The organism is Herbiconiux ginsengi (assembly GCF_900107435.1).
In the GTDB taxonomy this organism is placed as follows: domain Bacteria; phylum Actinomycetota; class Actinomycetes; order Actinomycetales; family Microbacteriaceae; genus Herbiconiux; species Herbiconiux ginsengi.
Window position 1 is genome coordinate 171115 of sequence record NZ_FNPZ01000002.1, and the last position, 24972, is coordinate 196086.

A 24972-nucleotide genomic window follows, 5' to 3' on the forward strand; every position below is an offset into this window, starting at 1 on the left:
CAGGACTAGATGGCGTGCAGGGGCTTGCCGGCCAGCGCGAGGTGCGCCTCGCCGAGCGCCTCGTTCTGGGTGGGGTGCGCGTGGATGAGCGACGCCACGTCTTCGGGGTAGGCCTCCCAGTTCACGATGAGCTGGCCCTCGCCGATCAGCTCGCCCACGCGGGCGCCGATCATATGGATGCCGATGACCGGCCCGTCGTTGACGCGCACGACCTTCACCGAACCCGTGGTGCCGATGATGTGGCTCTTGCCGTTGCCCGCCAGGTTGTAGTCGTAGGCCGAGATCTTGTCGGCGCCGTACTTCTCGGCCGCCTTCGCCTCGGTGAGCCCGACCGACGCGACCTCGGGGTCGGAGTAGGTGACCTTCGGGATGTTGACATCTTCGACGATCTGGGGGTTGAGTCCCGCGATCTCCTCGGCCACGAAGATGCCCTGCTGGAAGCCGCGGTGCGCGAGCTGCAGGCCGGGAACGATGTCGCCCACGGCGTAGACGCCGGGAACGCTGGTCTCGAGGCGGTCGTTGGTGATGACGAATCCGCGGTCGATGGTGACACCGGCCTCTTCGAAGCCGAGGCCCTGGGTGGCCGGGCCGCGGCCGACGGCCACGAGCAGCAGCTCGCCGTCGAAGGTCTTGCCGTCTTCGAGCGAGACCACGACGCCGTTCTCGTTCTGGGTGACGCCCGAGAACCGGACGCCGAGGTTGAAGTTGATGCCGCGCTTGCGGAACGCGCGCTCGAACTGCTTCGAGATGGCCTCGTCTTCGTTCGGCACCAGGTGGGGGAGCGCCTCGACGATGGTGACGTCGGCTCCGAACGACTTCCAGACACTGGCGAATTCGACGCCGATCACGCCGCCGCCGAGGATGACGACCTTCTGCGGAACGTAGTCGAGCGTGAGTGCCTGCTCCGAGGTGATGACCCGTCCGCCGATCTCGAGACTGGGGAGGGTGCGCGAGTAGGAGCCCGTGGCCAGCACGATCTTCTTGCCGACGATCGTGTCGTCACCGACCTGCACGGTGGTGGGGGAGGTGAGGCGGCCGGTGCCGGCGATGGTGGTGATGCCGCGGGCCTTCACGAGGCCCTCGAGGCCCTTGAACTTGCTGGAGACGATGCCCTCGCGGTAGGCGGTGACCGCCGCGATGTCGATGCCGCCGAAGGTGGTGTTGACGCCGTACTTGGCCGACTCGCGCGACACGTCGGCGACCTCGGCCGAGTGCAGGAGCGCTTTGGTGGGGATGCAGCCACGGTGGAGACAGGTGCCGCCGACTTTGTCCTTCTCGATCATCGCGACCGAGAATCCCAGCTGGCTGGCCCGCAAGGCGGCCGCATAGCCACCGCTGCCGCCGCCGAGAACCACAATGTCAAAATTCTGTTCCGACACCAAGCAACTCCCTCGTGCATCAGGATTCCGCCTCGCATCGTTCCGATGCTGACGGAGATGGGCGAGATTTTTTCGCCCATACGACCTTACTACGCGCGGGAGGACCGCTCGGCAAATCGGAGCAGGGTGCGCACGGTCACGCCGGTCGGTCCCTTTCCGGTGAAGCCGTAGCCCGCATCCTTGTTCTGCGCGGCGCCGGCGATGTCCAGGTGAACCCACGGGATGCGTTCGCCTTCGTCGTCCTTGCCGACGAACTCCTGCAGGAAGACGCCGGCCACGAGCATCCCGCCCGCCGTGTTGCCGGGCTTGACGTTCGCGATGTCGGCGATGTCGGAGGCGAGCAGAGGACGGAGCTCGGCCGGCAGCGGCATGTGCCAGAGCGTCTCGCCCACCTCGCGCGCGGCCCCGAGCACCTCGGCCACCAGCGCCTCGTCGCCCATCGTGGCCACATAACGGTTGCCGAGGGCCACCACTGCGGCGCCGGTGAGGGTGGCGACGTCGATGATGGCGTCGGGCTTCTCCTCGCTCGCCGCGACCAGGCCGTCGGCCAGCACGAGCCGGCCCTCGGCATCCGTGTTCAGCACTTCGACGGTGCGTCCGCCGCGGATGGTGAGCACGTCACCCGGACGGATGGCGTCGCCCGACGGCATGTTCTCGGCGAGGCACAGCCACGCGGTGAGGTGGACGGGCAGCTCGAGTTCGGCGGCGGCGAGCACCGTGGCGAGCACGGTCGCCGACCCGGCCATGTCGTACTTCATACCGATCATCGAGACCGGCGGCTTCAGGGAGAGCCCGCCCGTGTCGAAGGTGATGCCCTTGCCCACCAGAGCGACGTGACGCGTCGCGCCGGCGGGGGAGTAGTCGACCCGCACCAGGCGAGGCGGCCGGGCGGAGCCCTGCCCGACTCCGGCGATGCCGCCGAAGCCCTCGGCGACGAGCTCCTGCTCGTTCCAGACCTTCACGGTGAAGGGCCGTCCCTCCGCGAGCCGCTGCACGCGCTCGGCGTAGTTCGAGGGGTAGAGATCGAGGGCGGGGATGTTCACGAGGTCGCGCACCAGTGTCACGGCGTCGACGGATGCGCGTGCCCGGCGGAGCGCGCGGGCGTCGGCCTCGGCGTCGCCCGCGCCGATCACCGCGATCTCACGGGGCTCGCCCGAGCCGGAAGCGGAGCGGGTGCCGGAACCGGCCTCTGCGCCCGGCGTCGCGGCTGCGGCATCCTCGCGCCCCGCCCCCCGGTAGTCGCTGTAGTCGTACGCTCCGAGTCCGGCGCCTTCGAGCACTGCTTCGAGTTCGGTGGCCGAGGTGACCCCGAAGTCGAGCACGAGTCGCTCGCGCCCACCGAGCCGGCGAGCGGCGACGCCGGCGGCGTAGCGGAGCTCGTCGGCGCCCGCCGTCGCGGTGCCCAGACCGACGACCGCGATGCTCGCCGCAGTCGCACCGGCCGGTGCCGGAAGCCGCACCAGCTCGTCCTTCTTGCCCGTGAATCCGACGGCGCGCAGCGATTCTGCGAGCCCGTCGAGAACGTCGCCGCGCACCGCGGCCGTCTCCGCGCCGCGTTCGCCGCTCACGGATGCGGCGACGACGAGGAGATCGGTGGTGAGGGGCTCGGCGGTGAAGAGGAGGGAGACGGTCGCGGAGGTCATTCGGCCATGTTAGGGCGACCGGACGATTCCGGCCCGAAGCCCGCCTATTCCCGATCCGTGTTCGCTCTCGGCATGCCAGGGGAGCCGGACGGTTCGAGGGCACCGGTTTAGAGTTGATGCATGGAACAACCGAGCGGACTCTATGAAGTCGTGGCCGACGCCGGTCTCGTTCCCGACGGGCTGAACCTCGTCGCGGCTCTCACCGGATTCACGGATGCGGGCGGCGCGGTCGCCCAGCTGGGCGAGTACCTGCTCGACAACCTCGACAACACCGTGGTGGCCGAGTTCGACGCCGACACCCTGCTCGATTACCGCGCCCGCCGGCCCATCATCACCTTCGATCAGGATCATCTGAGCGATTACGAGCCGCAGAGCCTGCGCCTCTACCTGATGAGCGACGAGCTGGGGCAGCGCTTCCTCTTTCTCAACGGCTTCGAGCCCGACTTCCAGTGGGAGCGGTTCAGCGCGGCCGTGATCGAGCTGGTGCAGCGTTTCCACGTGAAGACCACCACCTGGGTGCACGCCATCCCGATGCCCGTTCCGCACACGCGGCCGATCAGCGTCACCGTCAGCGGCAACCGCATCGAGCTGATCGATGCCATGTCGGTCTGGCGCCCGAGCACACAGGCGCCCGCCAACGCCCTGCACCTGGTGGAATACCGCCTGCAGGAACTCGGGCATCCGATCGCCGGATTCGTGCTGCTGGTGCCGCACTACCTCGCCGACACCGAGTTCCCGAGCACGGCCCTGGTCGCGCTGGAGAGCATCAGCTCCGCCACCGGACTCATCTTCCCGACGGATCGGCTCCGTGAGGAGGGCCGGGTGTTCATCGGCAAGATCGACGAGCAGGTGGAGTCGAACGCCGAGCTGGGTCGTCTCGTGCACACGCTCGAAGAGCGGCACGACACCTATATGGAAGGCAACGGCCTCCGTTCTCCGCTCACCGACATCGACGGTGAACTGCCCTCGGCCGACGAGATCGCCGACGAACTGGAACGCTTCCTCGCGGGCAACCGCCCGGGTGACGACCCGACCGACGGTCGGCCGCGCTGATCGAAGGCCCCGCCGGGCGCGAGTAAGCTGACGGCAGTGAACTCCCGTCGCTCCTGGCTCGTCTTCGCCGTCGGCGTGTTCGCCTACATGGCGGCGGTGCTGCAGCGCACCACGCTGGGCGTGGCGGGCGTCGACGCGGCCGATCGCTTCGACACGACGGCGGCGCTGCTCTCCAGCCTCGCCGTGGTGCAGCTGATCGTCTACGCGGCACTGCAGATCCCGATCGGGCTCCTCATCGACCGGGTCGGGCCGAAGCTGCTGATCTGCACCGGCAGCGCGGTGATGGTGGTCGGCCAGACGATCCTCGCGTTCGCACCCGACATCTCCATCGCGATCATCGCCCGCATCCTGGTGGGGGCGGGTGACGCGGCCGTGTTCATCTCGCTCATCCGGTTGATCAACTCCTGGTTCCAGGGGCGACTGGTGCCGCAGCTGTCGCAATGGACGGGAAACGTCGGCGCGATCGGCCAGATCCTCTCGGCGCTGCCCTTCGCCTGGATCCTGCACCAGGCGGGGTGGTCGGTCGCGTTCTCGGCGGCGGCGTCGGTCTCTTTCGTGGGCTTCGTGCTCGGCGTCGTGCTGCTGGCGAACCGGCCGGCGCACGTACCGGAACCCCCGCGCGCGGCGTCGGTGAAAGAAGCGCTGCAGGGGCTCGCCCAGACCATCCGTCGCCCCGGAACGCAGCTCGGGTTCTGGTCGCACTACACCACGCAGTCCTCCGGAACCGTGTTCGCCCTGTTCTGGGGATTCCCGTTCATGGTGTCGGCGCTCGGCTTCGACCCGGGGTTCGCCTCGTTCCTGCTCGTGCTGATCGTGCTCTCCGGTTTGATCGCCGGGCCGGTGCTCGGCATCCTGACCGCCCGTTTCCCGCTGCGCCGCTCGAACCTGGTGCTCGGGATCACCGCCATCCTGGGTCTCGTCTGGGCGGTGCTGCTGCTCTGGCCGGGCGTGCCGCCGACCTGGCTCGTGATCGTGCTGGTCGTGGCGATGGGCATCGGCGGTCCGGGATCGCTCATCGGCTTCGACTTCGCGCGCTCCTTCAACCCGATCCGCTCACTCGGATCGGCCAACGGCATCGTGAACGTCGGCGGGTTCACCGCGAGCTTCGTGACCATGTTCCTGATCGGTGTGCTGCTCGACCTGCAATTCGACACCGGAGTCAGTTCGAGCCTCTACGATCTCGACGCATTCCGGCGTGCATTCACCGTTCAATACCTCGTGATCGGCTTCGGTGTCGTCATGTTCGTGCGCGCCAGGCGCCGCACCCGGCGCAAGCTCGAGGAGGACGAGGGAATATCCGTGGGCCCCATCTGGGTTGCACTGTACAGAGCATGGAGGCGCCGGGGGGCCTGACGGCGTTCTGACCGGTCATTCCATGCAATAATTGATAATCAAGACCCGTTCTTGTGCACGGATGCAGCATCTCTTTTCGGCTGCGAAAACCCGGCACTTGACATGGGTCTTAGTAATGTCCAAAAACATCTTCACGTGACGGGAATCTTGCCCGGGACCTTGCACCTCCCACCCCGGTCGCGTGGCATGAAAGGTGAAGTAATGGCCACCCCCAAGTCCGCAGACATCCTCGAGAAGGCAACGGCGCCTGACGAGGTCGAGTCGGCAGCGCAGCGCCCCACGGCCAAGCGCGCGCCGGCCAAGAAGACCGCAGCGAAGGCTGCCCCGAAGAAGGCCACCAAGGCGACCGCGAAGAGCGACGACTCCGACGACATCGAGCCCGATGACGAGGTCGTCGTCGTCGACGACGACGCGGTCGAAGAGGTCGCCGACGACGTCGAGGTGGTCGTCGACGACAGCGACTCCGACGACACGGATGCCGACGGCGACGACAAGCCCGCCAAGCCGGCCGCCGCCGAGGCCCCGCTGCCGAGCGGTGCCCTCGTGCTCTCGCTGGTCGACGACGAAGACGACGTTCCCGTCTACTCCTCCACGATCACGGGCGCCACGGCCGATCCGGTCAAGGACTACCTGAAGCAGATCGGAAAGGTCGCGCTCCTGAACGCGGCCGAAGAGGTCGAACTCGCGATGCGCATCGAGGCGGGTCTGTTCGCCGAAGACAAGCTGGCGAACAGCGACAACCTGACGCCGACGCTCAAGCGTGAGCTGCAGTGGGTGGCGAAAGACGGCCAGCGGGCCAAGAGCCACCTGCTCGGCGCGAACCTGCGCCTCGTGGTCTCGCTCGCCAAGCGCTACACCGGTCGCGGCATGCAGTTCCTCGACCTCATCCAGGAAGGCAACCTGGGTCTCATCCGTGCCGTCGAGAAGTTCGACTACACCAAGGGCTTCAAGTTCTCGACCTACGCCACCTGGTGGATCCGTCAGGCGATCACGCGTGCGATGGCCGACCAGGCGCGCACCATCCGCATCCCGGTGCACATGGTCGAGGTCATCAACAAGCTCGCCCGTGTGCAGCGCCAGATGCTGCAGGATCTCGGCCGTGAGCCCACGCCCGAAGAGCTCTCGCGCGAACTCGACATGACCCCGGAGAAGGTCGTCGAGGTGCAGAAGTACGGCCGTGAGCCCATCTCACTGCACACCCCCCTGGGTGAAGACGGCGACAGCGAGTTCGGCGACCTGATCGAAGACACCGAAGCGGTCGTCCCGGCCGACGCGGTGGGCTTCACGATGCTGCAGAAGCAGCTGGAATCGCTCCTCGACTCCCTCTCGGAGCGCGAGGCCGGCGTCATCCGGATGCGTTTCGGTCTCGGCGACGGCATGCCCAAGACCCTCGACCAGATCGGCGACACCTTCGGCGTGACGCGCGAGCGCATCCGTCAGATCGAGTCGAAGACGATGGCCAAGCTCCGTCACCCCTCGCGATCGCAGTCGCTGCGCGACTACCTCGAGTAGGCCGGTGGGGCTCCGCACTGCCACGGCCGTTCTCGTCGGGCGGGCCGTCCGTGTCGCCGCGCGCCTGCGCGGCGGCGGGTCGGCGATCCCCGGCAACATCGCGCTGAAGATCGATCCCGGGTTTCTCGAGCGCACCATCGCCCGCATTCCCGATGGCGTCGTCGCGGTCTCCGGATCGAACGGCAAATCGACCACCACGAACATGCTCGCCGCCATCATGCGGCAGCACGGCCTGACGGTCTTCACCAACCCGTCGGGCGGCAACCTCCCTCAGGGCATCGCGTCGGCGTTGCTCTCGGAGGTGTCGGTCAGCGGCCGGCTCGACTCCGACATCGCGATCCTCGAGGTGGACGAGGGCTACGGAACCCGGCTCGCCGAGTTGCTGAAGCCGCGTACGGTGCTGCTGCTGAACATCCAGATCGACCAGCTGAACCGCTACCACGAGCCCGATCGGGTGGCCGCGATGCTCGGCCGGGTCGCCGCCTCCGCCACCGAGGGTCTCGTGCTGAACCGGGAAGACAACTTCCTGGTCGACCTCGATCAGCGCATCCCGGCTCGCGACGGCCGGGCCGTGTCGTTCTTCGGCGGTGTGCCCGCGCTCGTGGACGCCGCGAGCCACGGCGTGGCGTCGGCCGACCGCTTCGGTGACTCCACCGTCGCACCCGGGTCGCGGCCGGCCGCGGTCGAGGTCGTCGCGCTCGAGGGCGCCCGGGCGGCGCTCGACATCGACGGCACCCTGGTCTCGGTGAAGCTGCCCGCCCGCGGCATGCACTACGCCCTCGATGCCGCCGGTGCCGCAGCTGCGGCACGCAGCGTGCTGGGCGATCGCTTCAAGCCGGAGTTGGTCACCCGTGCCCTCGACACCCTCGAGACGGTCTACGGTCGCGGCGAGTTGCTCGAGGTGGAGGGCGAGCAGATCGAGATCATCATGATGAAGAACCCGGCGAGCCTACAACTCAACCTCGACTCGCTCGAGGGCGCCCCCGAGCAGGTCTTCATGGCGGTCGACGAGGGCACCCCCGATCCGTCGTGGATCTACGACATCGATTTCTCGGCGCTCGACCACGTCGACGGGATCACAGGATCGAAGGCCTGGCAGTTCGCGGTGCGCTTCGGCTACCTCGGCATCCCGGTCGGCTCCGTAGACCTCGACGTGAAAGCCGCTTTGAAGGCCTTTCTCGCCCTGCCCGCTCCCACCACCGGCCACAAGGTGATGATCCTGAACTACGAGCAGATGATGCTGATCCGCAAGATCCTGGGCTTCAAGGAGCTCGAGGGCGGGGGACAACCGTGACTCTGCGCATCCTGCACCTCTTCCCGCGCCTCCTCGGCCTGAACGGAGAGAGCGGTAACGTCGAGATCCTCCGGCTCCGATCGGAGTGGCGCGGGCTGCCGGTCGAGGTCATCAGCTACGACGGGGGCGATCCGCTCCGCTTCGACGAGGCGGACCTCGTGTTCATCGGCAGCGGCCCCGTCTCGGCCGAGGTTCGCGCGCATCCGCTCGTGCTCGGCATCGGTGCCGAATTGCGGGCTCTGGCTTCTGACGGCGTGCCGTTCCTGGCGATCGGCGCCGGCTTCCAGCTGCTCGGCGAGACTGTGACGCTCGAGGGCGGCGAGGTGCTCGAGGGCGCCGGCGTCTTCCCGGTCACCACCCGCCACGGCGGGATCCGGGTGGTCGGCGACTTCGTGGTGGAGTCAGCGCGGCTCGGCACAGTCGTGGGCTTCGAGAACCGCGGCTCGTTCGTCGACGTGGGAGGGCATCGGACGCTCGGCCGAGTCGTCTACGGGCGCGGCAACACCGAGACCCCCGGCGAGGAGGGCTTCTGGGAGGACAACCTCCTCGGCACCCACCTGCACGGCCCCGTGCTGGCGAACAACCCCGGCCTCGCCGACTCCCTGCTCGACACCGCTCGCTCGCGCCGCGGCCTGTCGTACATCGACGCCGCCCCCGAGGCCCTGCGCGTGGTCGACGATCGGGCCCGCCACGCTCGGGAGACGATTGCGGCGGCCCCGCTCAGCGAATAGCAGCTAGAAATTACGCAAATAGTGAGGACCGACCCCATATAGGGCGTCGGTCCTCACTATTTGCGTAATAACTAGCAATCAGACGTCGATGCGGTCACGCGACATGTTGTCGGAGCCGGCGATGATGAACTCCTTGCGCGGGGCCACGTCGTCGCCCATCAGCAACTCGAACATCTTCTCCGCCACGGCGGCGTCGGCCACGCCCACCCGGCGCAGGGTGCGGAAGCGCTTGTCCATGGTGGTGGACGCGAGCTGGTCGGCATCCATCTCGCCGAGACCCTTGTAGCGCTGGATCGGGTCTTGGTACTTGCGGCCCGACTTCTTGAGCGCGGCGAGCACGGCGTTCAACTCGGCCTCGGAGTAGGTGTAGATCGTCTCGTTCGGCTTCGAGCCCGGGTTGATCGCCACCACCCGGTGCAACGGCGGCACGGCGGCGTAGACCCGGCCGTCTTCGATCAGTGGCCGCATGTAGCGGAAGAACAGGGTGAGTAGGAGGGTGCGGATGTGCGCACCGTCGACATCCGCGTCGCTCATCAGGATGATCTTGCCGTAGCGCGCCGCCGACAGATCGAAGGAGCGGCCGGAGCCCGCGCCGATGACCTGGATGATCGAGGCGCACTCGGCGTTCGAGAGCATGTCGGCGATCGACGCCTTCTGCACGTTGAGGATCTTGCCGCGGATGGGGAGCAGCGCCTGGAACTCGCTGTTGCGCGCGAGCTTCGCGGTGCCGAGGGCCGAGTCGCCCTCCACGATGAACAGCTCGCTCTGTGCCACGTCGGAGGATCGGCAGTCGACGAGCTTTGCCGGCAGCGTGGATGACTCGAGCGCGTTCTTGCGGCGCTGCGTCTCCTTGTGGGCGCGCGCCGAGATGCGCGACTTCATCTCGGCCACGACCTTGTCGAGCACGAGCGCCGACTGCGCCTTGTCGTCGCGTTTGGGAGAGCCGAAGCGGTCGGCCAGGCCCTTGGTGACCACCTGCGACACGATGGCGCGCACGGCCGGGGTGCCGAGCACCTCCTTGGTCTGGCCTTCGAATTGCGGTTCGGGCAGGCGCACGGTCAGCACGGCGGTGAGACCGGCGAGCACGTCTTCCTTGTCGAGCTTGTCGTTGCCGACCTTGAGGCGGCGGGCGTTGGCCTCGACGGCCTGCCGCAGGAACTTCAGTAGCCCGGCCTCGAAACCGGCCTGGTGGGTGCCGCCCTTCGGCGTCGAGATGATGTTCACGAAGCTGCGGAACTCGGTGTCGTAGCCGATGCCCCAGCGCATCGCGAGGTCGACCGCGCACTCGCGCGAGAGCTCGGTGGGCACCATCGCGCCGTGCTCCGAGAGCACCGGAACGGTCTCGGTGAACGTGCCCGTGCCCTGGATGCGCCAGGTGTCGGTGATGGGGGAGTCGGGAGCCAGGTGCTCCACGAACTCCGAGATGCCGCCCTCGAAGCGGAACGACTCGTGGCGCGGCTCCTCGCCCCGCTCGTCATCGATCGCGATCTTGAGTCCGGGCACGAGGAACGCGGTCTGACGGGCGCGCACGGTCAGCTCGTCGGTCTGGAACTCGGCACCGCGCGTGAAGATCTGGCGATCGGCCCAGTAGCGCACACGCGTACCGGTCTTGGCACGGGCCACCTTGCCGACCACCCGCAGTTCGCTCTTCTTCTCGAACGGCGTGAAGGGCGCATCCGGGCTCGCCGGGCCGCCCTTGTCGTCGAAGATGCCGGGCTCGCCCCGGTGGAACGACATGGCCCAGGTCTTGCCGTCGCGGTCGACCTCGACGTCGAGGCGCTCGGAGAGGGCGTTGACGACGGAGGCGCCGACACCGTGCAGACCGCCGGAGGCCGCGTACGATCCCGAACCGAACTTGCCGCCGGCGTGCAGCTTGGTGAAGACCACCTCGACACCGGAGAGCCCGGTCTTCGGCTCGATGTCGACCGGGATGCCGCGGGCGGTGTCGCGCACCTCGACGCTGCCGTCGTCGTGCAGCACCACGTCGATGTCGGTGCCGAACCCGCCGAGCGCTTCGTCGACCGAGTTGTCGATGATCTCCCAGAGGCAGTGCATCAGACCGCGGGAGTCGGTGGAGCCGATGTACATGCCGGGCCGCTTGCGAACCGCCTCGAGGCCTTCGAGAACGGACAGGTGCCGGGCAGAGTAGTCGGACGGTGATGCCACCGGGTCTCCTTCGGGAATCGCGAGGGAACGCACGGGCGTTCCGATCTCCAAGGCTAACCGCCCCGGATGGGCTCACCGGCGTACGACACCCTCGGTGTATTCCCGGTACGCGCACAGCGAAACACAGCGGATTGTGGCTTGGCCGTTACAGAACAGTGCTTTGATGTGACTACCAGCCAGTTCACGTTCGAGTCGCTAAGGAGCCGAAGATGCAGTCAGTTGCAGCAGAAACCAGCGCTGTGTCCGATCTGGAGAACGCCTATCAGCTCACAGCGGCCGACCGTTGTGACAGTTGTGGTGCCCAGGCCTACATCCGCGTCGACATGCCCTCGGGTGGCGAGCTCCTGTTCTGCGCCCACCACGGGCGCAAATACCAGGAGAAGCTCTCCCAGGTGGCCACCGGATGGCACGACGAGTCAGCGAAGCTGAACGAGCGCCCCTAACCGGATTCCGAAAAGGCCCCACTGCGATCTGATCGCGGTGCGGGCCTTTTTCGTTCGGCGGGGCCGGGGCTAGACGCGCGCCGTGCCGATCGAGCCCACCACGCCGCTGAGCGCCACACCGGAGGCGTCGCGCTTGGCGCCGGCGTCCGGGAGCGTGCGGGCTGCGCCATCCGTTCCCACGGCCAACGCGGGTGCGCGACCCGCCCACGCCACGGTGAGCACGTCTTCACCCTTCAGGAAGCGGTGCGCGCGCACGCCGCCGGTGGCCCTGCCCTTCGGCGGGAACTCGGCGAAGTCGGAGACCTTGCCCGATCCGGCATCCGTGCCCGCGAGGGTCGAGGTGCTGCCCGAGACGGTCACCACCACCGCGTCGTCGCCGTCGGGCACCGAGCCGAACCAGATCACGGATGCACCCGGCCCGAGGTTGATGCCCGCCATGCCGCCCGCGGCCACGCCCTGGGGCCGCACGCTCGCCTGGAAGAAGCGCAGCAGCTGCGCATCCGAGGTGATGAACACGAGCTCGTCTTCCTCGGCGTGCTGGGCGACCCCCACGACGGAATCGCCGGGCTTCAAGGCGATGACCTCGAAGTCGGGTCGTGCCGGATAGGCGCCGGGCGTGACCCGCTTGACCACGCCCTGGGCGGTGCCGAGCGCGATCGGCACGCTCGAGGTGAGCGAGACGAGCCCCACGATCTTCTCGCGCTTGGTGTCGATGGCGAGGTAGTCGCCCACCTTCACGCCGGCACCGAGCTGCACCGAGTTCGCGGGCACCGCGGGCAGGTCCATCACGGGCATCCGGATGAGCCGGCCCGTATCGGTGATCGCGCCCACCTCCGAGCGGCGGGTGGTGTCGACCTGGCTGCGGATGGCATCGTGCTTGCTGCGCCGCACGGTGACCGTCGGTCCGTCGCCCCGCTCCTCGTCGCTCTCTTCGCGGTCGACCCGCACCACGCGCCCGGTGGTGCTGAGGAGCACGGTGCAGGGAACGTCGGCGACCTCCAGAACGGGCTGCGCCTTCTTCGACGTGGCGGCGAGGGAGGGTCTGGCCTCGGTGAGCAGGGTGCGCCGCGGAGTGCCGTACTTCTCCGCCACCTCCTCCAGCTCGTTGGACACGGTGGCCCGGATGAGCGCGGGGTCGGCGAGCAGGGCCTCGAGCTGTGCGATCTCCTCGCGCAGCTTGTCGCGCTCGGCCTCGAGCTCGATCCGCGAGAACCGGGTGAGCCGGCGCAGCCGCAGCTCGAGGATGTAGTCGGCCTGCAGCACGCTGAGCTCGAAGACGTCGATCAGTCGCACCCGTGCCTGATCGGTGTCGTCGCTCGTGCGGATGACCTGGATCACCTCGTCGATGTCGAGGATCGCGATGAGGAGGCCCTCGACCAGGTGCAGCCGCTCCCGCCGCCGCTCGAGACGGAAGCGGGTGCGCCGGGTCACGACCTCGATGCGGTGGTTGACGTAGACGATGAGCAGGTCGCGGAGTCCGAGGGTGAGCGGACCGCCGTCGACTAGGGCGACGTTGTTGATGTTGAAGCTGTCTTCGAGCGGGGTGAGCTTGTAGAGCTGCTCGAGCACGGCCTCGGGGTTGAACCCGGTCTTGATGCCGATCACGAGGCGCAGCCCGTGCGTGCGGTCGGTGAGGTCGGTGACGTCGCTGATGCCCTGGATCTTCTTCGACGTCACGCCGTCTTTGATCTTGGCGATCACCTTCTCGGGGCCCACGAGGTAAGGCAGCTCCGTCACCACGAGGCCGGTCTTGCGGGCGCTCAGGGTCTCGACCGAGACCTTCGCCCGCGTCTTGAAACTGCCGCGGCCGGTCTCGTAGGCGTCGCGCACACCGGCGAGACCCACGATGGTGCCGCCGCCCGGCAGGTCGGGCCCGGGGATGAACGACATCAGGTCGTCGAGGGAGGCATCCGGGTTCTCGATCAGGTAGCGCGCGCCGGCCACGACCTCGATCAGGTTGTGCGGAGCCATGTTCGTGGCCATGCCGACCGCGATGCCGCTCGCACCGTTCACCAGGAGGTTCGGGATGGCCGCGGGCAGCACATCCGGCTGCACGAGCTGGTTGTCGTAGTTGGGGACGAAGTCGATGACGTCTTCGTCGATGTTCTCGACCATCGCCATCGCGACCTGATCGAGGCGGGCCTCGGTGTAGCGGGAGGCGGCCGGTCCGTCGTCGAGGGAGCCGAAGTTGCCGTGGCCGTCGATCAGCGGAACCCGCATCGTCCAGGCCTGGGCCAAGCGCACCAGGGCGTCGTAGATCGCGGTGTCGCCGTGCGGGTGGAGCTTTCCCATCACCTCGCCCACGACGCGAGCGCTCTTCACGTGACCGCGGTCGGGGCGCAGGCCCATGTCGCTCATCATGTAGAGGATGCGCCGCTGCACGGGCTTCAAGCCGTCGCGGGCATCGGGCAGCGCGCGGGAGTAGATGACCGAGTACGCGTATTCGAGGAACGAGTCCTGCATCTCCGTCGAGACGTCGACGTCGAGGATCTTCTCAGCGCCCGCGCCAGCATCGGTGGACGTGGGATCGTTCGTGGCAGCTGTCATTCCTGTGTTTCTCGAGCGTGTCGGGGTGGTTCCGGATGATTCCGGTCGGCGCGGAGGGCATCGGGCGACGACGAGGGTCGTGTGCCAGACTGGGCCGAATGTCCACCATGCTACCGACGCGGGCGGCCGAGGAGCCCACGCTCGCCGACGTGTTGCCGAGTTGTGTGTCGTCGCTGGGTGGTGAACCGAACCGGTTCGAGCTGCCGCCGGCCGAGCGCGTCGTGGTGGTGCTGGTGGACGGGTTGGGCTCAGCCGCCCTCCGCGCGCGCGCTGGCCATGCCCGCGCCCTGAACGCGGGGCTCACGAAGCGCACCACCATCTCCAGCGGTTTCCCCACCACCACGGCCGCCGCGTTGGCCACCCTGACCACCGGTGGCCGCCCCGGCGAGCACGGGATCGTGGGCTACACCGCGCTCGTGCCCGAGCTCGGCGAGGTGGTGAACCAGCTCTCCGGTTGGTCGGAGGCGATGCCGCCCGCCACGTGGCAGCGGCTGCCGACCGTCTTCGAACGGCTCCGCGCCGCCGGGGTGCCGTCGAACACGATCGGCCCGGCGAAATACGCCGGCTCCGGACTCACCAAGGCCATCCTGCGGGGTGCCGACTACGTCGCGGCCGGATCGATCGCCGAACGCTTCGCGGCCGCACGACGCCTCTTCGACGAAGGCGGCCGCCGTCTCGTCTATCTCTACGTTCCCGAACTCGATCAGCTCGCGCACGCCCGCGGCTGGCAGTCCGATCGCTGGCTCGCGACGCTCGAGCTGCTCGACGCCGAGTACGCGCGCTTCACCTCGACCCTCCGCCGCGGCGAGGGGCTGCTGCTCACCGCCGACCACGGCGTGGTGGATGTTCCGGTGACCGGTCACATCCTGTTCGGCGAGACGCCCGAGCTGGTCGACGGCGTGGTGAAGGTCGGCGGCGATCCGCGCTGTCTGCAGCTCTACCTCGGTGCGGAGGCGACGACGGATGCGCGTACGCGGCTGGCCGAGACGTGGCGCGCCCGCGAAGGGCAGCGCGCCTGGATCGCCACGCGCGAGGAGGCGATCGACGCCGGCTGGTTCGGACCGGTCGACGCCGAGGTCGAACCGCGGATCGGCGACGTCATCGTGGCGGCGCGCAAGCTGGTCGCCTACTACGACGGGCGCGAGGGCGACACGACGGGTCGCTCGATGATCGGCCAGCACGGCTCGATGACGCCGGAGGAGACCTTGGTGCCGCTCCTACGGGCCGGGGCCTACCGCCTGGCGCAGTGATGCGTCGAGCGCCTCGGACGCGCTGACGACACGACCCAGGGCTGCGCGAGCCTATGCCGGATCGTCGTCCGACCGGGCACCGAAGACGATCTCGTCCCAACTGGGCATGGCAGCGCGCTGACGCTTGGGCGCGGACTGCTTGCCCGCCGAACCGACGGAGGCGGGTGGAGACGACACCGAGGAGCCCGGCTGGATCACCGGGGGCACCATGATCTCGGGCTCCAGGCCCTCGAGGGGGGTGTCGACCGGATCGATCGGAACCGGACGCGGCCCGCCGAACACCGGCTCCTCGTCGTGCGCCGGTTCGAAGGCCGCCGCTTCGCGCTCTCCGCGCCGACGCCGCAGCGCCTCGAGCAGGTCGGCGGTCTGGTTGTGGTCGGCCGTGTCGGCGGTGTCGGGAGCGCGCTTCACGGCGAATCCGTCGTAGGGGCGCTGCGCCTCCTTCGCCGGGCGGCCCGGGGCGAAGAGGGTGGCCGGCGATGCTGCACCCGCGGAGCCGGAGGCCGAGGCGGCGGGCTCCGCGACGGGCGCCGGGTCGCCGGAGCGCGCATCCGTCGTCTCCGCAGCGGGACCGGACTCGGCGAGGGCGGGCGACGGGCCGGCGGGGGACGTCACCCGTTCGAGCGGCGTGAACGACCCGCTGTCGAAGCGTTCGTCGCCGGCCTCGGCGGGAGTGGACACCGCGCGGAGCCTCGGGATCAGCCCTTCGCTCAGCTCGCCGTGCCGCGACAGCGTGGTGGCCTCGTTGTTCAGCGGCGTCAGCGCGTGCCGCTTCGGGTCGAACTGCCAGCGGGCATCGTGCTCGATCTCGCGGGAGCTGAAGGTGAGCTTCACGATCCAGCCGGTCTCGTCTTTCCAGCTCGCCCAGCGCACGTCTCTCGCGTCGAGACCCTCCAGGCGCTCCTCGAGGGCGTCGCCGAAGGTCGAGAGCGGTTCTTCGCCGAGCGGATCGGCGGGAGCGGTGGGTTGCACGGGAACACGGAGGGCGGAATCGACCATGAACTGGCGCTCGGCGACCACGGGGCCCTCGAAGCGCTCGACGTATTCGACCGACGCCCCGGTGAGCTCTGCCACCTCGAACGCCGAGAGTCCGGCCCGGATGTGGGTTTGGATCTCGCGCGGCGAGACCTTCTTGCCGCCGGCCTGTGCGGCCACTCCCTGACGGAGTCGCGATTGGAGGACGTCGTCGATCACGATCCGAAAACGTTCGCCGCCGTCGCTCGACACGAGCAACGCGCCGTTCTCGACTCCGATTACCGTCAAATCCTGCATGGTGAAAGGCCTCCAGAGGTCACTGTTCGCTGACAGGATGCCACGGAGACGCCCCGGAAACCGGGAATGTTCCGGGCGTGCCGCAAGTTGCAAGGGCCGTGAGTAATAACTGCTCATGCGACGGTTTGCTATTCCCGCCCGTTTGATGCAAACTAACGCCGCCGATTTCGTTAATGGGCTGTATTCAAGAAGTGGATGGGCATGGCGACTGATTACGACGCACCGCGTAAGACCGATGACGATTCGGATTCGATCGAAGCGCTGAAGGAGCGAGTTCCGGACAAGATGTCCGGCGTCGTAGATGTCGATGACGCCGACAACCCCGGTGGTTTCGAACTGCCGGGCGCCGACCTCTCCGACCTCGATCTCGACGTGGTCGTCCTGCCTCCGCAGGCCGACGAATTCACGTGCATCAGCTGCTTCCTCGTGAAGCACCGCTCGCAGATCGATCACGAGGAGAAGCTCGGCGCGATCTGTGTGGAGTGCGCCTCCTAGCGCTGCGACGCCGTCACCGCATCGATGAAATCGCCGGGACGCCGGGTCGACACCAGCCAGTAGGGTGTCGGATCCTGCGGATCGGCGATTTGCATTTTCACGACCGGATCGATCCAGCCCCGGATGCAGAGCCAGGCGCGCGCATCCGCCAGCCGGCCCCGCTGCTCCCGGGCTTCTTCGCCCCGGTAAGCCGTGCATTCGCCGAGAAGATCGGCCGGGATGGTGGCACGCCCGACCCGCACGATGCCCGACGTCACGTCGAGCACCGGCGCCATCGCCCAGATCGTGCCGATGAGCCCGACGTAGAGCACGACGCCCACCACCGTGCCGACCAGCCAGCCGTCGATCGTGGTCAGAGGGGCGAAGACGATGATGCTCGCCGGGATCACGAGGGCGATCGAGACGAAGACCCAGAGGGAGGGAGTGAGCTTCTCCCGATAGTGCGACATGCCTCTATTCGATCATCCTTTCTGCACTACCCTCGACTCGTGACTTCTTCCATCGAGATCCTGATCAGTGCGCAGAACGTGCCGAGCTACGCCCATCCGGGCGATGCGGGCGCGGATCTGCTCTCCAGCGAAGACGTCACGCTGGCGCCGGGGGAGCGCCGGATGGTCGGTACCGGCGTCTCGATCGCCCTGCCCGACGGTTACGTCGCCTTCGTCGTGCCCCGCAGCGGCCTGGCCGCCAAGCACGGCATCACCGTGGTGAACTCACCGGGAACCGTCGACGCGGGCTACCGCGGCGAGATCAAGGTCATCCTCCTGAACACCGACAGCCAGGTGCCGTACGATATCGCCGTCGGCGACAGAATCGCGCAACTGATCGTGATGCCGGTGACGCGAGCCGTGTTCGTGCCCGTCGAGACGCTCCCCGGGAGCCATCGGGGCGAGGGCGGGTTCGGCTCCACCGGATATTCGTCGCCTACGAACGGAAACCAGTCATGAGCGACAACGACATCGTCCCCGGCGACGAGCAGCCCGACATCGAGAACGCCGACAGCGAACTGGTCGAGGCCGCGGATGCCGGCTCCGACATCGACCGCGACGCGAAGTCCGCGCCGGCCGACCGCGAGACCGACGGCCCCTTCGACGCCACAGAGGCGAACCCCGCCCGCCCCTACGTCGATCTCGGCGGCCTGAAGATCCTGCCCCGAGAGGGGCTCCACCTCCGCCTGGAGGTCGAAGAGGGCACCAACCGGGTGGTGGCAGTCGGCCTCGACTATGCCGGGTCGACCCTGCAGGTGCAGGCCTTCGCCGCCCCGCGCTCGACGGGCCTCTGGCACGAGATCCGCGAGCAGATCGAAGACCAGATCCTCAAGCAGGGCGGTCAGAGCACCGCGCAGATCGGCGTGTTCGGGCCCGAGCTCGTGGCCGGGGTGCCGGCCACCGCGCCCGACGGAACGCAAGGTCTCCGCATCGCCCGCTTCATCGGGGTCGACGGTCCGCGCTGGCTCCTCCGCGGTGTGATCGCCGGCGACGCCATCACGAACCCCGCCGCCCAGACGGCGCTCGAAGACCTGTTCCGCAGCGTCGTGGTGGTGCGTGGCTCGCAGCCGATGCCGCCGCGCGACCTCATCCCGCTCACCATTCCGAAGACCGCGGCCTCGGGTGGCGCCGCCCCGGCCTCGTGACGACGCCCGACGACCGCGACGCGAGCGCCGCAGCGTCACCGGGCGGGTCGGATGCCGCGGGCGACTCCGCGGCGCAGCAGCCGCTCACGTTCCACGAAGCCTTCGCCCAGGCCGCCCGCAACTCCGGCATCGGCGCGGTGACGCCGGGCGAGACTCCGACGAGTTCCTCGCTGCTCAAGGCCATCGGCGGCGTGCGGGGGCTGATCGAGTCGATCCTGCCCGGCCTGGCCTTCCTCGTCATCTTCACCGTCACCAAGAACCTGGTGCTCTCGGTTTCCGCTCCGGTGGCGCTGTCGGTGGTCTTCGTGATCATCCGGCTGGTCACCCGCAGCGCGGTGATGACCGCCGTGGCCGGCCTCCTCGGGGTGGGGGTGTCGGCCGGCCTCGCCCTGTTCACGGGGCGCGCCGAAGACAACTTCGTGCTCGGCATCGTGATCAACGTGGTCTGCCTCGCGGTGCTGCTCGTCTCCCTCATCGCCCGCCGCCCCTTGATCGGCATCATCGTGAGCCTCCTGGTGAACGATCCGGGCGGCTACCGCACCGATCGCGCCAAGGGCCGTGTGGTGCTGGTGGCGACGTGGTGCTGGGTCGGTCTGTTCGCGACGCGCCTGGCCTTCGAGGTGCCGCTCTACCTCACCGCGCAGACCGAGCTGCTCGGGTACATCAAGCTGATCCTCGGGGTTCCGCTCTACGCGGCGATGCTCTGGGTCACCTGGCTGCTGGTGCGGGCCGCGTATTCGAAGACCCGGCCTGCGGCATCCGCCGAGCCGTCCTGATCCGGGGCCCGGGGGAGCGAGGATGGGAGACGGGGGTCTCACCGAGGCGGAGGTGGCCGATCGGGTCGCGCGCGGCCTGACGAACGTCGCCGACACCTCGACCTCGCGGTCGGTCGGCAGCATCCTGCGGGAGAACGTCTTCACCTTCTTCAACGCCATCCTCACGGTCTGCTTCCTCGCGGTGGTGCTGCTCGGAGACCTCGGCGACGGGTGGTTCTTCGGCATCGTGATCGTGAACTCGCTGATCGGCATCGTGCAGGAGCTGCGGGCCAAAGCCAGTCTCGAGCGCCTCGCCCTGCTCGCGGCCCCCGAGACCGCGGTGCGTCGCGGCGGCGAGGTCGTCGTGATCGCCCCGGAGCAGGTGGTGCTCGACGACCTCATGCTGTTGCGCCCCGGCGACCAGGTCACCGCCGATGCGCAGCTGGATGCCGTGGCCGATCTGCTCGTCGACGAGTCGATGCTCACGGGGGAGTCGGAGCCCATCGCGAAGCGGCCCGGCGACACCCTCCTCTCCGGGTCGCTCGTGGTCTCGGGCACCGCGGAGTGCCGCGTCACCGCCGTGGGAGCGCAGTCCTACGCCAACACGCTCACCCGGGAGATCAAGCGGCACACCCTGGTGCACTCCGAACTGCGGGCGGCGACCACGCGCATCCTGGTGTACCTCAGCTGGTTGCTCATCCCGGTCATCCTGATCGTGATCGTCGGCCGGGTGCTCGTCTACGGCGCGATCGGCCCCGACGGCGTGTTCGAGCTCTCCGACCTGGGGCAGGTGCCCTCCGCGTCGTGGCGGCTCGCGGCGCTCGACACGGTGGCGAGCGTGGTGGGCATGATCCCGGAGGGGCTGGTGCTGCTCACCAGCCTCGCGTTCGGCGTGGCCGTCATCCAGCTCGGCCGGCAGAAGGTGCTCGTGCAGGAGCTCGCCGCGGTGGAGGTGCTCGCCCGCGTCGACGTGCTCTGCCTCGACAAGACCGGCACCCTCACCACCGGCGAGATCGGCTTCGAGCGGCTGGTGACGCTCGACGACGGATTCCGCGACGACGAGCTCGACGCCGTGCTCGGCCTCATCGCCCATGACGTGGCGGCCAACCAGACCGCACTGGCCCTGCGCCCGCACTTCGGGGCCGACGACTCGGCCGTGCTCGAACGCCTGCCGTTCAGCTCCCGCCGGGCCTTCAGCGCCATCACCTTCGAGCGCGACGGCCGGCCGCAGACCTGGCTGCTCGGTGCGCCCGAGCGATTGCTGAGCGGCGCTCCGGATGCGCTCCGCCAGGCCACCGAGATCGCCGCGTCGGGCCGCCGCTCACTCGCCCTCGGGCTGGGAGCGGGACTCGCGGGCGACTACGCCGACACCGAGTCGCCCGGCGCCGGGTTCCGCCCCGCCGCCATCGCCGTGTTCCACGAGTCGGTGCGGCCGGATGCGCGGCCCACGCTGGAGTACTTCGACGAGCAGGGTGTGCGGGTCGTCGTGCTCTCGGGCGACAACCCGGTGACGGTGGGTGCGATCGCGGGGGAGCTGGGCCTGCCGGGCGCGGCCGTCGATGCCAGCGCTCTGACCTCAGACGGTTCCGTGGTCGAGGCGCTCGGTGTATCGAGTGTGTTCGGCCGGGTCGCCCCGGAGCAGAAGCGCAACGTCGTGCACGCGCTGCAGGCGCAGGGGCGCACGGTGGCGATGACCGGCGACGGCGTGAATGACGCGATGGCCATCAAAGACGCCGACCTTGGTATCGCCATGGGCAACGCGACGCCCGCCACGCGAGCGGTGTCGCGCATCGTGCTGCTCGAAGGCCGGTTCGACCGGCTGCCGACCGTTCTCTCCTACGCCCGCCGTGTGATCGCGAACGTCGAGCGGGTGTCGAACCTCTTTCTCACCAAGACCGTCTACGGCATCGTGCTCGCCTTGGTCAGCGCCGTGCTGCTCTGGAAGTTCCCGTTCCTGCCCCGTCAGATGACACTGGTGTCGTCGCTGGCCATCGGCATCCCCTCGTTCTTCCTGGCCCTGGCCCCGAACCGCCGGCGCTATCAGCCCGGGGTGCTGAAGCGGGTTCTCGCCTTCTCGGTGCCGACCGGTCTGGTGGCCGCGGCCGCCTGCGTGGCGAGCTTCGCGGTGCTCCGCGAGAACCTGGCGTTGGGCGAGGCCAGGAGCCTCGCCACGGTCACCCTCTTCGTCGTCTCGCTCTGGGTGCTGAGCGTGCTCGCACGCCCCTTGAGCGGCTGGCGGATCGGCATGGTCGTCGCCGTCACCGGGGTCTTCCTGCTCGCCTACCTGGTGCCGCTCGCCCGCGACTTCTTCGCGCTCGAGGTGCAGAGCATCCCCGCGCTCCTCTATGCGGTCGCCGTCGGCGTCGCGGGAGCCCTGGGGGTGGAGGCGTGGTACCGGATCGCACGGCGTCGCGGACTCGTCTCCGACCGGGAGTGAGCGACATCCTCGAGTGCTATATTTATCTTGACGTCAAGATAAATGCGCGCCACCGGTAAGGAGAGCCTTGCTAGCCTTCCACCCCCGGCGCGAACCAAGATTGTGGTGAATCAGCGAAGGTGAGGTCGACGTGTCGGCAGTGAACAGTTTCGGATCGAAAGACACTCTGAAGGTCGGAGACGCGTCTTACGAGGTCTACAGAATCGACAAGGTCCCCGGCTACGAGAAGCTCCCGTTCAGCCTCAAGGTGCTGCTCGAGAACCTCCTTCGCACCGAAGACGGCGCGAACATCACCGCGGAGCACATCAAGGCGCTCGGCGGCTGGGTGCCCACGGCCGAGCCCGACACCGAGATCCAGTTCACCCCGGCGCGCGTGGTGATGCAGGACTTCACCGGTGTGCCCTGCATCGTCGACCTCGCCACCATGCGCGAAGCGGTCGGCGCCCTCGGCGGCGACCCCACCAAGATCAACCCGCTCGCTCCCGCCGAGCTCGTGATCGACCACTCGGTCATCGCCGACCTCTTCGGTACCGAGAACGCCCTCGAGCGCAACGTCGAGATCGAATACGAGCGCAACGGAGAGCGCTACCAGTTCCTCCGCTGGGGCCAGACGGCGTTCGACGACTTCAAGGTCGTTCCACCCGGAACCGGCATCGTGCACCAGGTGAACATCGAATATCTGGCACGCGTCACCTACACCCGCGAGGTCGTCGACTCCTTCGGCCAGACGGTGCTCCGCGCCTACCCCGACACCTGCGTCGGCACCGACTCGCACACCACCATGGTCAACGGCCTGGGCGTGCTCGGCTGGGGCGTCGGCGGCATCGAGGCCGAGGCCGCGATGCTCGGGCAGCCGGTCTCCATGCTCATCCCGAAGGTCGTCGGCTTCAAGCTCTCCGGCTCCATCCCGGCCGGTGTCACGGCCACGGATGTCGTGCTCACCATCACCGAGATGGTGCGCAAGCACGGTGTGGTCGGCAAGTTCGTCGAGTTCTACGGCGAGGGCGTCGGCGCGGTTCCGCTGGCCAACCGCGCCACCATCGGCAACATGAGCCCCGAGTTCGGCTCCACGGCCGCCATGTTCCCCATCGACGACGTCACACTCGACTACCTGCGCCTCACCGGCCGGAGCGAGGAACAGGTGGCTCTCGTCGAGGCCTACTCGAAGCTGCAGAAGCTCTGGCACGACCCGGCCCAGGAGCCCGTGTTCAGCGAGTACCTCGAGCTCGACCTGGGCACCGTCGTGCCGTCGATCTCCGGCCCGAAGCGCCCGCAAGACCGCGTGGAGCTGAGCGTCGCCAAGTCGACCTTCATCCGCGACCTCGAGAACTACGCCAACGCCGATCAGGATCTCTCTCGCGTCGACGCGTCGCTCGAGGGCACGTTCCCGGCATCCGACCCGCTCGGCTTCACCGCGCAAGACGAGGATTCGGCGCACGAGATCTCGCACACCCACGTGAGCCACGCCCCGGGCGCGCTCTCGCGGCCCACCGCGGTGACGACCGCCGCCGGCGACAAGTACACCCTCGACCACGGCGCCGTCGCGGTTGCCGCGATCACCTCGTGCACCAACACCTCGAACCCGAGCGTCATGCTCGCCGCCGGCCTCCTGGCCCGCAACGCGAACAAGCTCGGCCTGAAGGCGAAGCCCTGGGTCAAGACCACGCTCGCACCGGGCTCGAAGGTCGTCACCGACTACTACGAGAAGGCCGGCCTCACCGGCGACCTCGAGGCCCTCGGCTTCTACACGGTGGGTTACGGATGCACGGTCTGCATCGGCAACACCGGCCCGCTGATCGACGAGGTGTCGTCGGCCATCAACGACAACGACCTCGCCGTCACCGCCGTGCTCTCGGGCAACCGCAACTTCGAGGGCCGCATCTCGCCCGACGTGAAGATGAACTACCTCGCCTCACCGCCTCTGGTCATCGCCTACGCGCTGGCCGGCTCGATGAACTTCGATTTCGAGGTCGACGCGCTCGGTCAGGACAAAGACGGCAACGACGTGTTCCTGCGCGACATCTGGCCCGACGCGGCCGAGGTGCAGCAGACCATCGACACCTCGATCAACACCGAGATGTTCACCCACGAGTACTCGAGCGTGTTCGAGGGCGACGAGCGCTGGCGTTCGCTGCCCACGCCCACCGGCCCGGTCTTCGAGTGGGACTCGGAGTCGACCTACGTGCGGAAGCCCCCGTACTTCGACGGCATGACGCTGGAGACCACCCCGGTCTCCGACATCGCCGGCGCCCGGGTGCTCGCGAAGCTCGGCGACTCGGTCACCACCGACCACATCTCGCCGGCCGGCAACATCAAGGCCGACAGCCCGGCCGGTCACTACCTCGACGCGCACGGGGTCGACCGCAAGGACTACAACTCCTACGGTTCGCGCCGCGGCAACCACGAGGTGATGATCCGCGGCACCTTCGCGAACATCCGTCTGAAGAACCAGCTGCTCGACGGAGTCGAGGGTGGCTACACCCGCGACTTCACGCAGCCCGAGGGCCCGCAGTCGTTCATCTACGACGCCTCGCAGAACTACCAGGCGCAGGGCACCCCGCTGGTGATCTTCGGCGGCAAGGAGTACGGATCGGGTTCGTCGCGCGACTGGGCGGCGAAGGGCACGTCGCTCCTCGGCGTGAAGGCCGTCATCGTCGAGAGCTTCGAGCGCATCCACCGCTCCAACCTCATCGGCATGGGCGTCGTTCCGCTGCAGTTCCCCGCCGGCGAGAGCTGGGCCTCGCTCGGTCTCGACGGCACCGAGGTGGTCTCCATCTCGGGCATCGAGGAGCTGAACGAGGGCCGCACCCCGAAGACCGTGCACGTCGTCGCCGCTCCGAGCGAGCACTCGCCCGCCGGCAAGGAGACGATCGAGTTCGACGCGGTGGTGCGCATCGACACCCCTGGTGAGGCGGACTACTACCGCAACGGCGGCATCCTGCAGTACGTGCTGCGCAGCCTGGTCTGAGCGGTTTAACGGCCGGCCCGGCGTAGAGTGAAAGATCACGC

Annotated in this window: 19 protein-coding genes; 13 read left to right on the forward strand and 6 right to left on the reverse strand. The window is 68.4% G+C overall.

Annotated features, from left to right (window positions below; translation table 11 throughout):
* Nucleotides 1–5 precede the first annotated feature (5 nt).
* Together lpdA and BLW00_RS09110 are read right to left on the reverse strand one after the other, a co-directional pair.
* Entirely contained in the window at nucleotides 6–1379 is a 1374-nt protein-coding gene (gene lpdA / locus BLW00_RS09105; RefSeq protein ID WP_092552652.1) for a dihydrolipoyl dehydrogenase, read from the reverse strand.
* 89 nt (nucleotides 1380–1468) lie between these two features.
* On the reverse strand, nucleotides 1469–3022 hold the full coding sequence (locus BLW00_RS09110; protein ID WP_092552655.1) for a leucyl aminopeptidase: 1554 nt from the start codon (nucleotides 3020–3022) through the stop codon (nucleotides 1469–1471).
* Nucleotides 3023–3142: 120 nt separating this feature from the next.
* Between BLW00_RS09110 and BLW00_RS09115 the strand changes: the two genes are divergently transcribed.
* From BLW00_RS09115 to BLW00_RS09135, 5 genes are all read left to right on the forward strand, one after another.
* Nucleotides 3143–4075 carry a proteasome assembly chaperone family protein gene (locus BLW00_RS09115; RefSeq protein ID WP_092552658.1) on the forward strand — a complete coding sequence of 311 codons (933 nt, stop codon included), beginning with the start codon at nucleotides 3143–3145 and terminating at the stop codon, nucleotides 4073–4075.
* Between the two features lie 36 nt (nucleotides 4076–4111).
* A complete protein-coding gene (locus tag BLW00_RS09120; RefSeq protein ID WP_092552661.1) occupies nucleotides 4112–5428 on the forward strand; it encodes an MFS transporter in 1317 nt (438 codons plus the stop codon).
* A gap of 201 nt (nucleotides 5429–5629) precedes the next feature.
* The gene (locus tag BLW00_RS09125; protein WP_245741484.1) at nucleotides 5630–6940 is read left to right on the forward strand and encodes an RNA polymerase sigma factor; all 1311 of its coding nucleotides are present in this window, start codon (nucleotides 5630–5632) and stop codon (nucleotides 6938–6940) included.
* Between the two features lie 4 nt (nucleotides 6941–6944).
* Complete coding sequence (locus tag BLW00_RS09130) at nucleotides 6945–8234, forward strand: MurT ligase domain-containing protein (RefSeq protein WP_092552667.1); 1290 nt, start codon at nucleotides 6945–6947, stop codon at nucleotides 8232–8234.
* Nucleotides 8231–8965 carry a type 1 glutamine amidotransferase gene (locus BLW00_RS09135; protein ID WP_092552670.1) on the forward strand — a complete coding sequence of 245 codons (735 nt, stop codon included), beginning with the start codon at nucleotides 8231–8233 and terminating at the stop codon, nucleotides 8963–8965. The genes BLW00_RS09130 and BLW00_RS09135 overlap by 4 nt, the downstream gene beginning before the upstream one ends.
* Before the next feature lie 78 nt (nucleotides 8966–9043).
* On the opposite strand, the gene BLW00_RS09140 is transcribed toward BLW00_RS09135, so the two are convergent.
* Nucleotides 9044–11131, reverse strand: a complete 2088-nt coding sequence (locus BLW00_RS09140; protein WP_092554614.1) for a DNA gyrase/topoisomerase IV subunit B — start codon at nucleotides 11129–11131, stop codon at nucleotides 9044–9046.
* A gap of 209 nt (nucleotides 11132–11340) precedes the next feature.
* Between BLW00_RS09140 and BLW00_RS09145 the strand changes: the two genes are divergently transcribed.
* Nucleotides 11341–11574, forward strand: coding sequence for a DUF7455 domain-containing protein (locus BLW00_RS09145; protein ID WP_092552672.1), 234 nt, complete (start codon nucleotides 11341–11343; stop codon nucleotides 11572–11574).
* Between the two features lie 69 nt (nucleotides 11575–11643).
* Here BLW00_RS09145 and BLW00_RS09150 read toward each other — a convergent pair whose 3' ends face one another.
* Nucleotides 11644–14121, reverse strand: coding sequence for a DNA gyrase/topoisomerase IV subunit A (locus BLW00_RS09150; protein WP_092552674.1), 2478 nt, complete (start codon nucleotides 14119–14121; stop codon nucleotides 11644–11646).
* A gap of 98 nt (nucleotides 14122–14219) precedes the next feature.
* On the opposite strand from BLW00_RS09150, the gene BLW00_RS09155 reads away from it, so the two are divergent.
* Nucleotides 14220–15371: an alkaline phosphatase family protein gene (locus BLW00_RS09155; RefSeq protein WP_092552677.1), complete on the forward strand. Its 1152-nt coding sequence runs from the start codon at nucleotides 14220–14222 to the stop codon at nucleotides 15369–15371.
* Between the two features lie 51 nt (nucleotides 15372–15422).
* On the opposite strand, the gene sepH is transcribed toward BLW00_RS09155, so the two are convergent.
* On the reverse strand, nucleotides 15423–16643 hold the full coding sequence (gene sepH, locus BLW00_RS09160) for a septation protein SepH (protein WP_092552680.1): 1221 nt from the start codon (nucleotides 16641–16643) through the stop codon (nucleotides 15423–15425).
* A 201-nt stretch (nucleotides 16644–16844) separates the two neighbouring features.
* Here sepH and BLW00_RS09165 point away from each other — a divergent pair, with 201 nt between their 5' ends.
* Nucleotides 16845–17138, forward strand: a complete 294-nt coding sequence (locus tag BLW00_RS09165; RefSeq protein WP_022897746.1) for a DUF4193 domain-containing protein — start codon at nucleotides 16845–16847, stop codon at nucleotides 17136–17138.
* Here the strand turns inward: BLW00_RS09165 and BLW00_RS09170 are convergent.
* Nucleotides 17135–17587: a DUF3093 domain-containing protein gene (locus tag BLW00_RS09170; protein WP_092552683.1), complete on the reverse strand. Its 453-nt coding sequence runs from the start codon at nucleotides 17585–17587 to the stop codon at nucleotides 17135–17137. The two genes, BLW00_RS09165 and BLW00_RS09170, sit on opposite strands and share 4 nt — an antisense overlap.
* 39 nt (nucleotides 17588–17626) lie before the next feature.
* Between BLW00_RS09170 and dut the strand changes: the two genes are divergently transcribed.
* The 5 genes from dut to BLW00_RS09195 all read left to right on the forward strand — a co-directional run bounded on the left by dut (nucleotide 17627) and on the right by BLW00_RS09195 (nucleotide 24931).
* Nucleotides 17627–18085: a dUTP diphosphatase gene (gene dut, locus BLW00_RS09175; protein ID WP_092552686.1), complete on the forward strand. Its 459-nt coding sequence runs from the start codon at nucleotides 17627–17629 to the stop codon at nucleotides 18083–18085.
* Nucleotides 18082–18771, forward strand: coding sequence for a DUF3710 domain-containing protein (locus BLW00_RS09180; protein ID WP_092552689.1), 690 nt, complete (start codon nucleotides 18082–18084; stop codon nucleotides 18769–18771). The genes dut and BLW00_RS09180 overlap by 4 nt, the downstream gene beginning before the upstream one ends.
* Nucleotides 18768–19547, forward strand: a complete 780-nt coding sequence (locus tag BLW00_RS09185; protein ID WP_092552692.1) for a DUF3159 domain-containing protein — start codon at nucleotides 18768–18770, stop codon at nucleotides 19545–19547. Before BLW00_RS09180 ends, BLW00_RS09185 begins: the two co-directional genes overlap by 4 nt.
* Nucleotides 19548–19569: 22 nt before the next feature.
* Nucleotides 19570–21963: an HAD-IC family P-type ATPase gene (locus tag BLW00_RS09190; protein ID WP_092552695.1), complete on the forward strand. Its 2394-nt coding sequence runs from the start codon at nucleotides 19570–19572 to the stop codon at nucleotides 21961–21963.
* A 130-nt stretch (nucleotides 21964–22093) separates the two neighbouring features.
* Nucleotides 22094–24931 carry an aconitate hydratase gene (locus BLW00_RS09195; protein WP_092552697.1) on the forward strand — a complete coding sequence of 946 codons (2838 nt, stop codon included), beginning with the start codon at nucleotides 22094–22096 and terminating at the stop codon, nucleotides 24929–24931.
* Nucleotides 24932–24972: the final 41 nt, after the last annotated feature.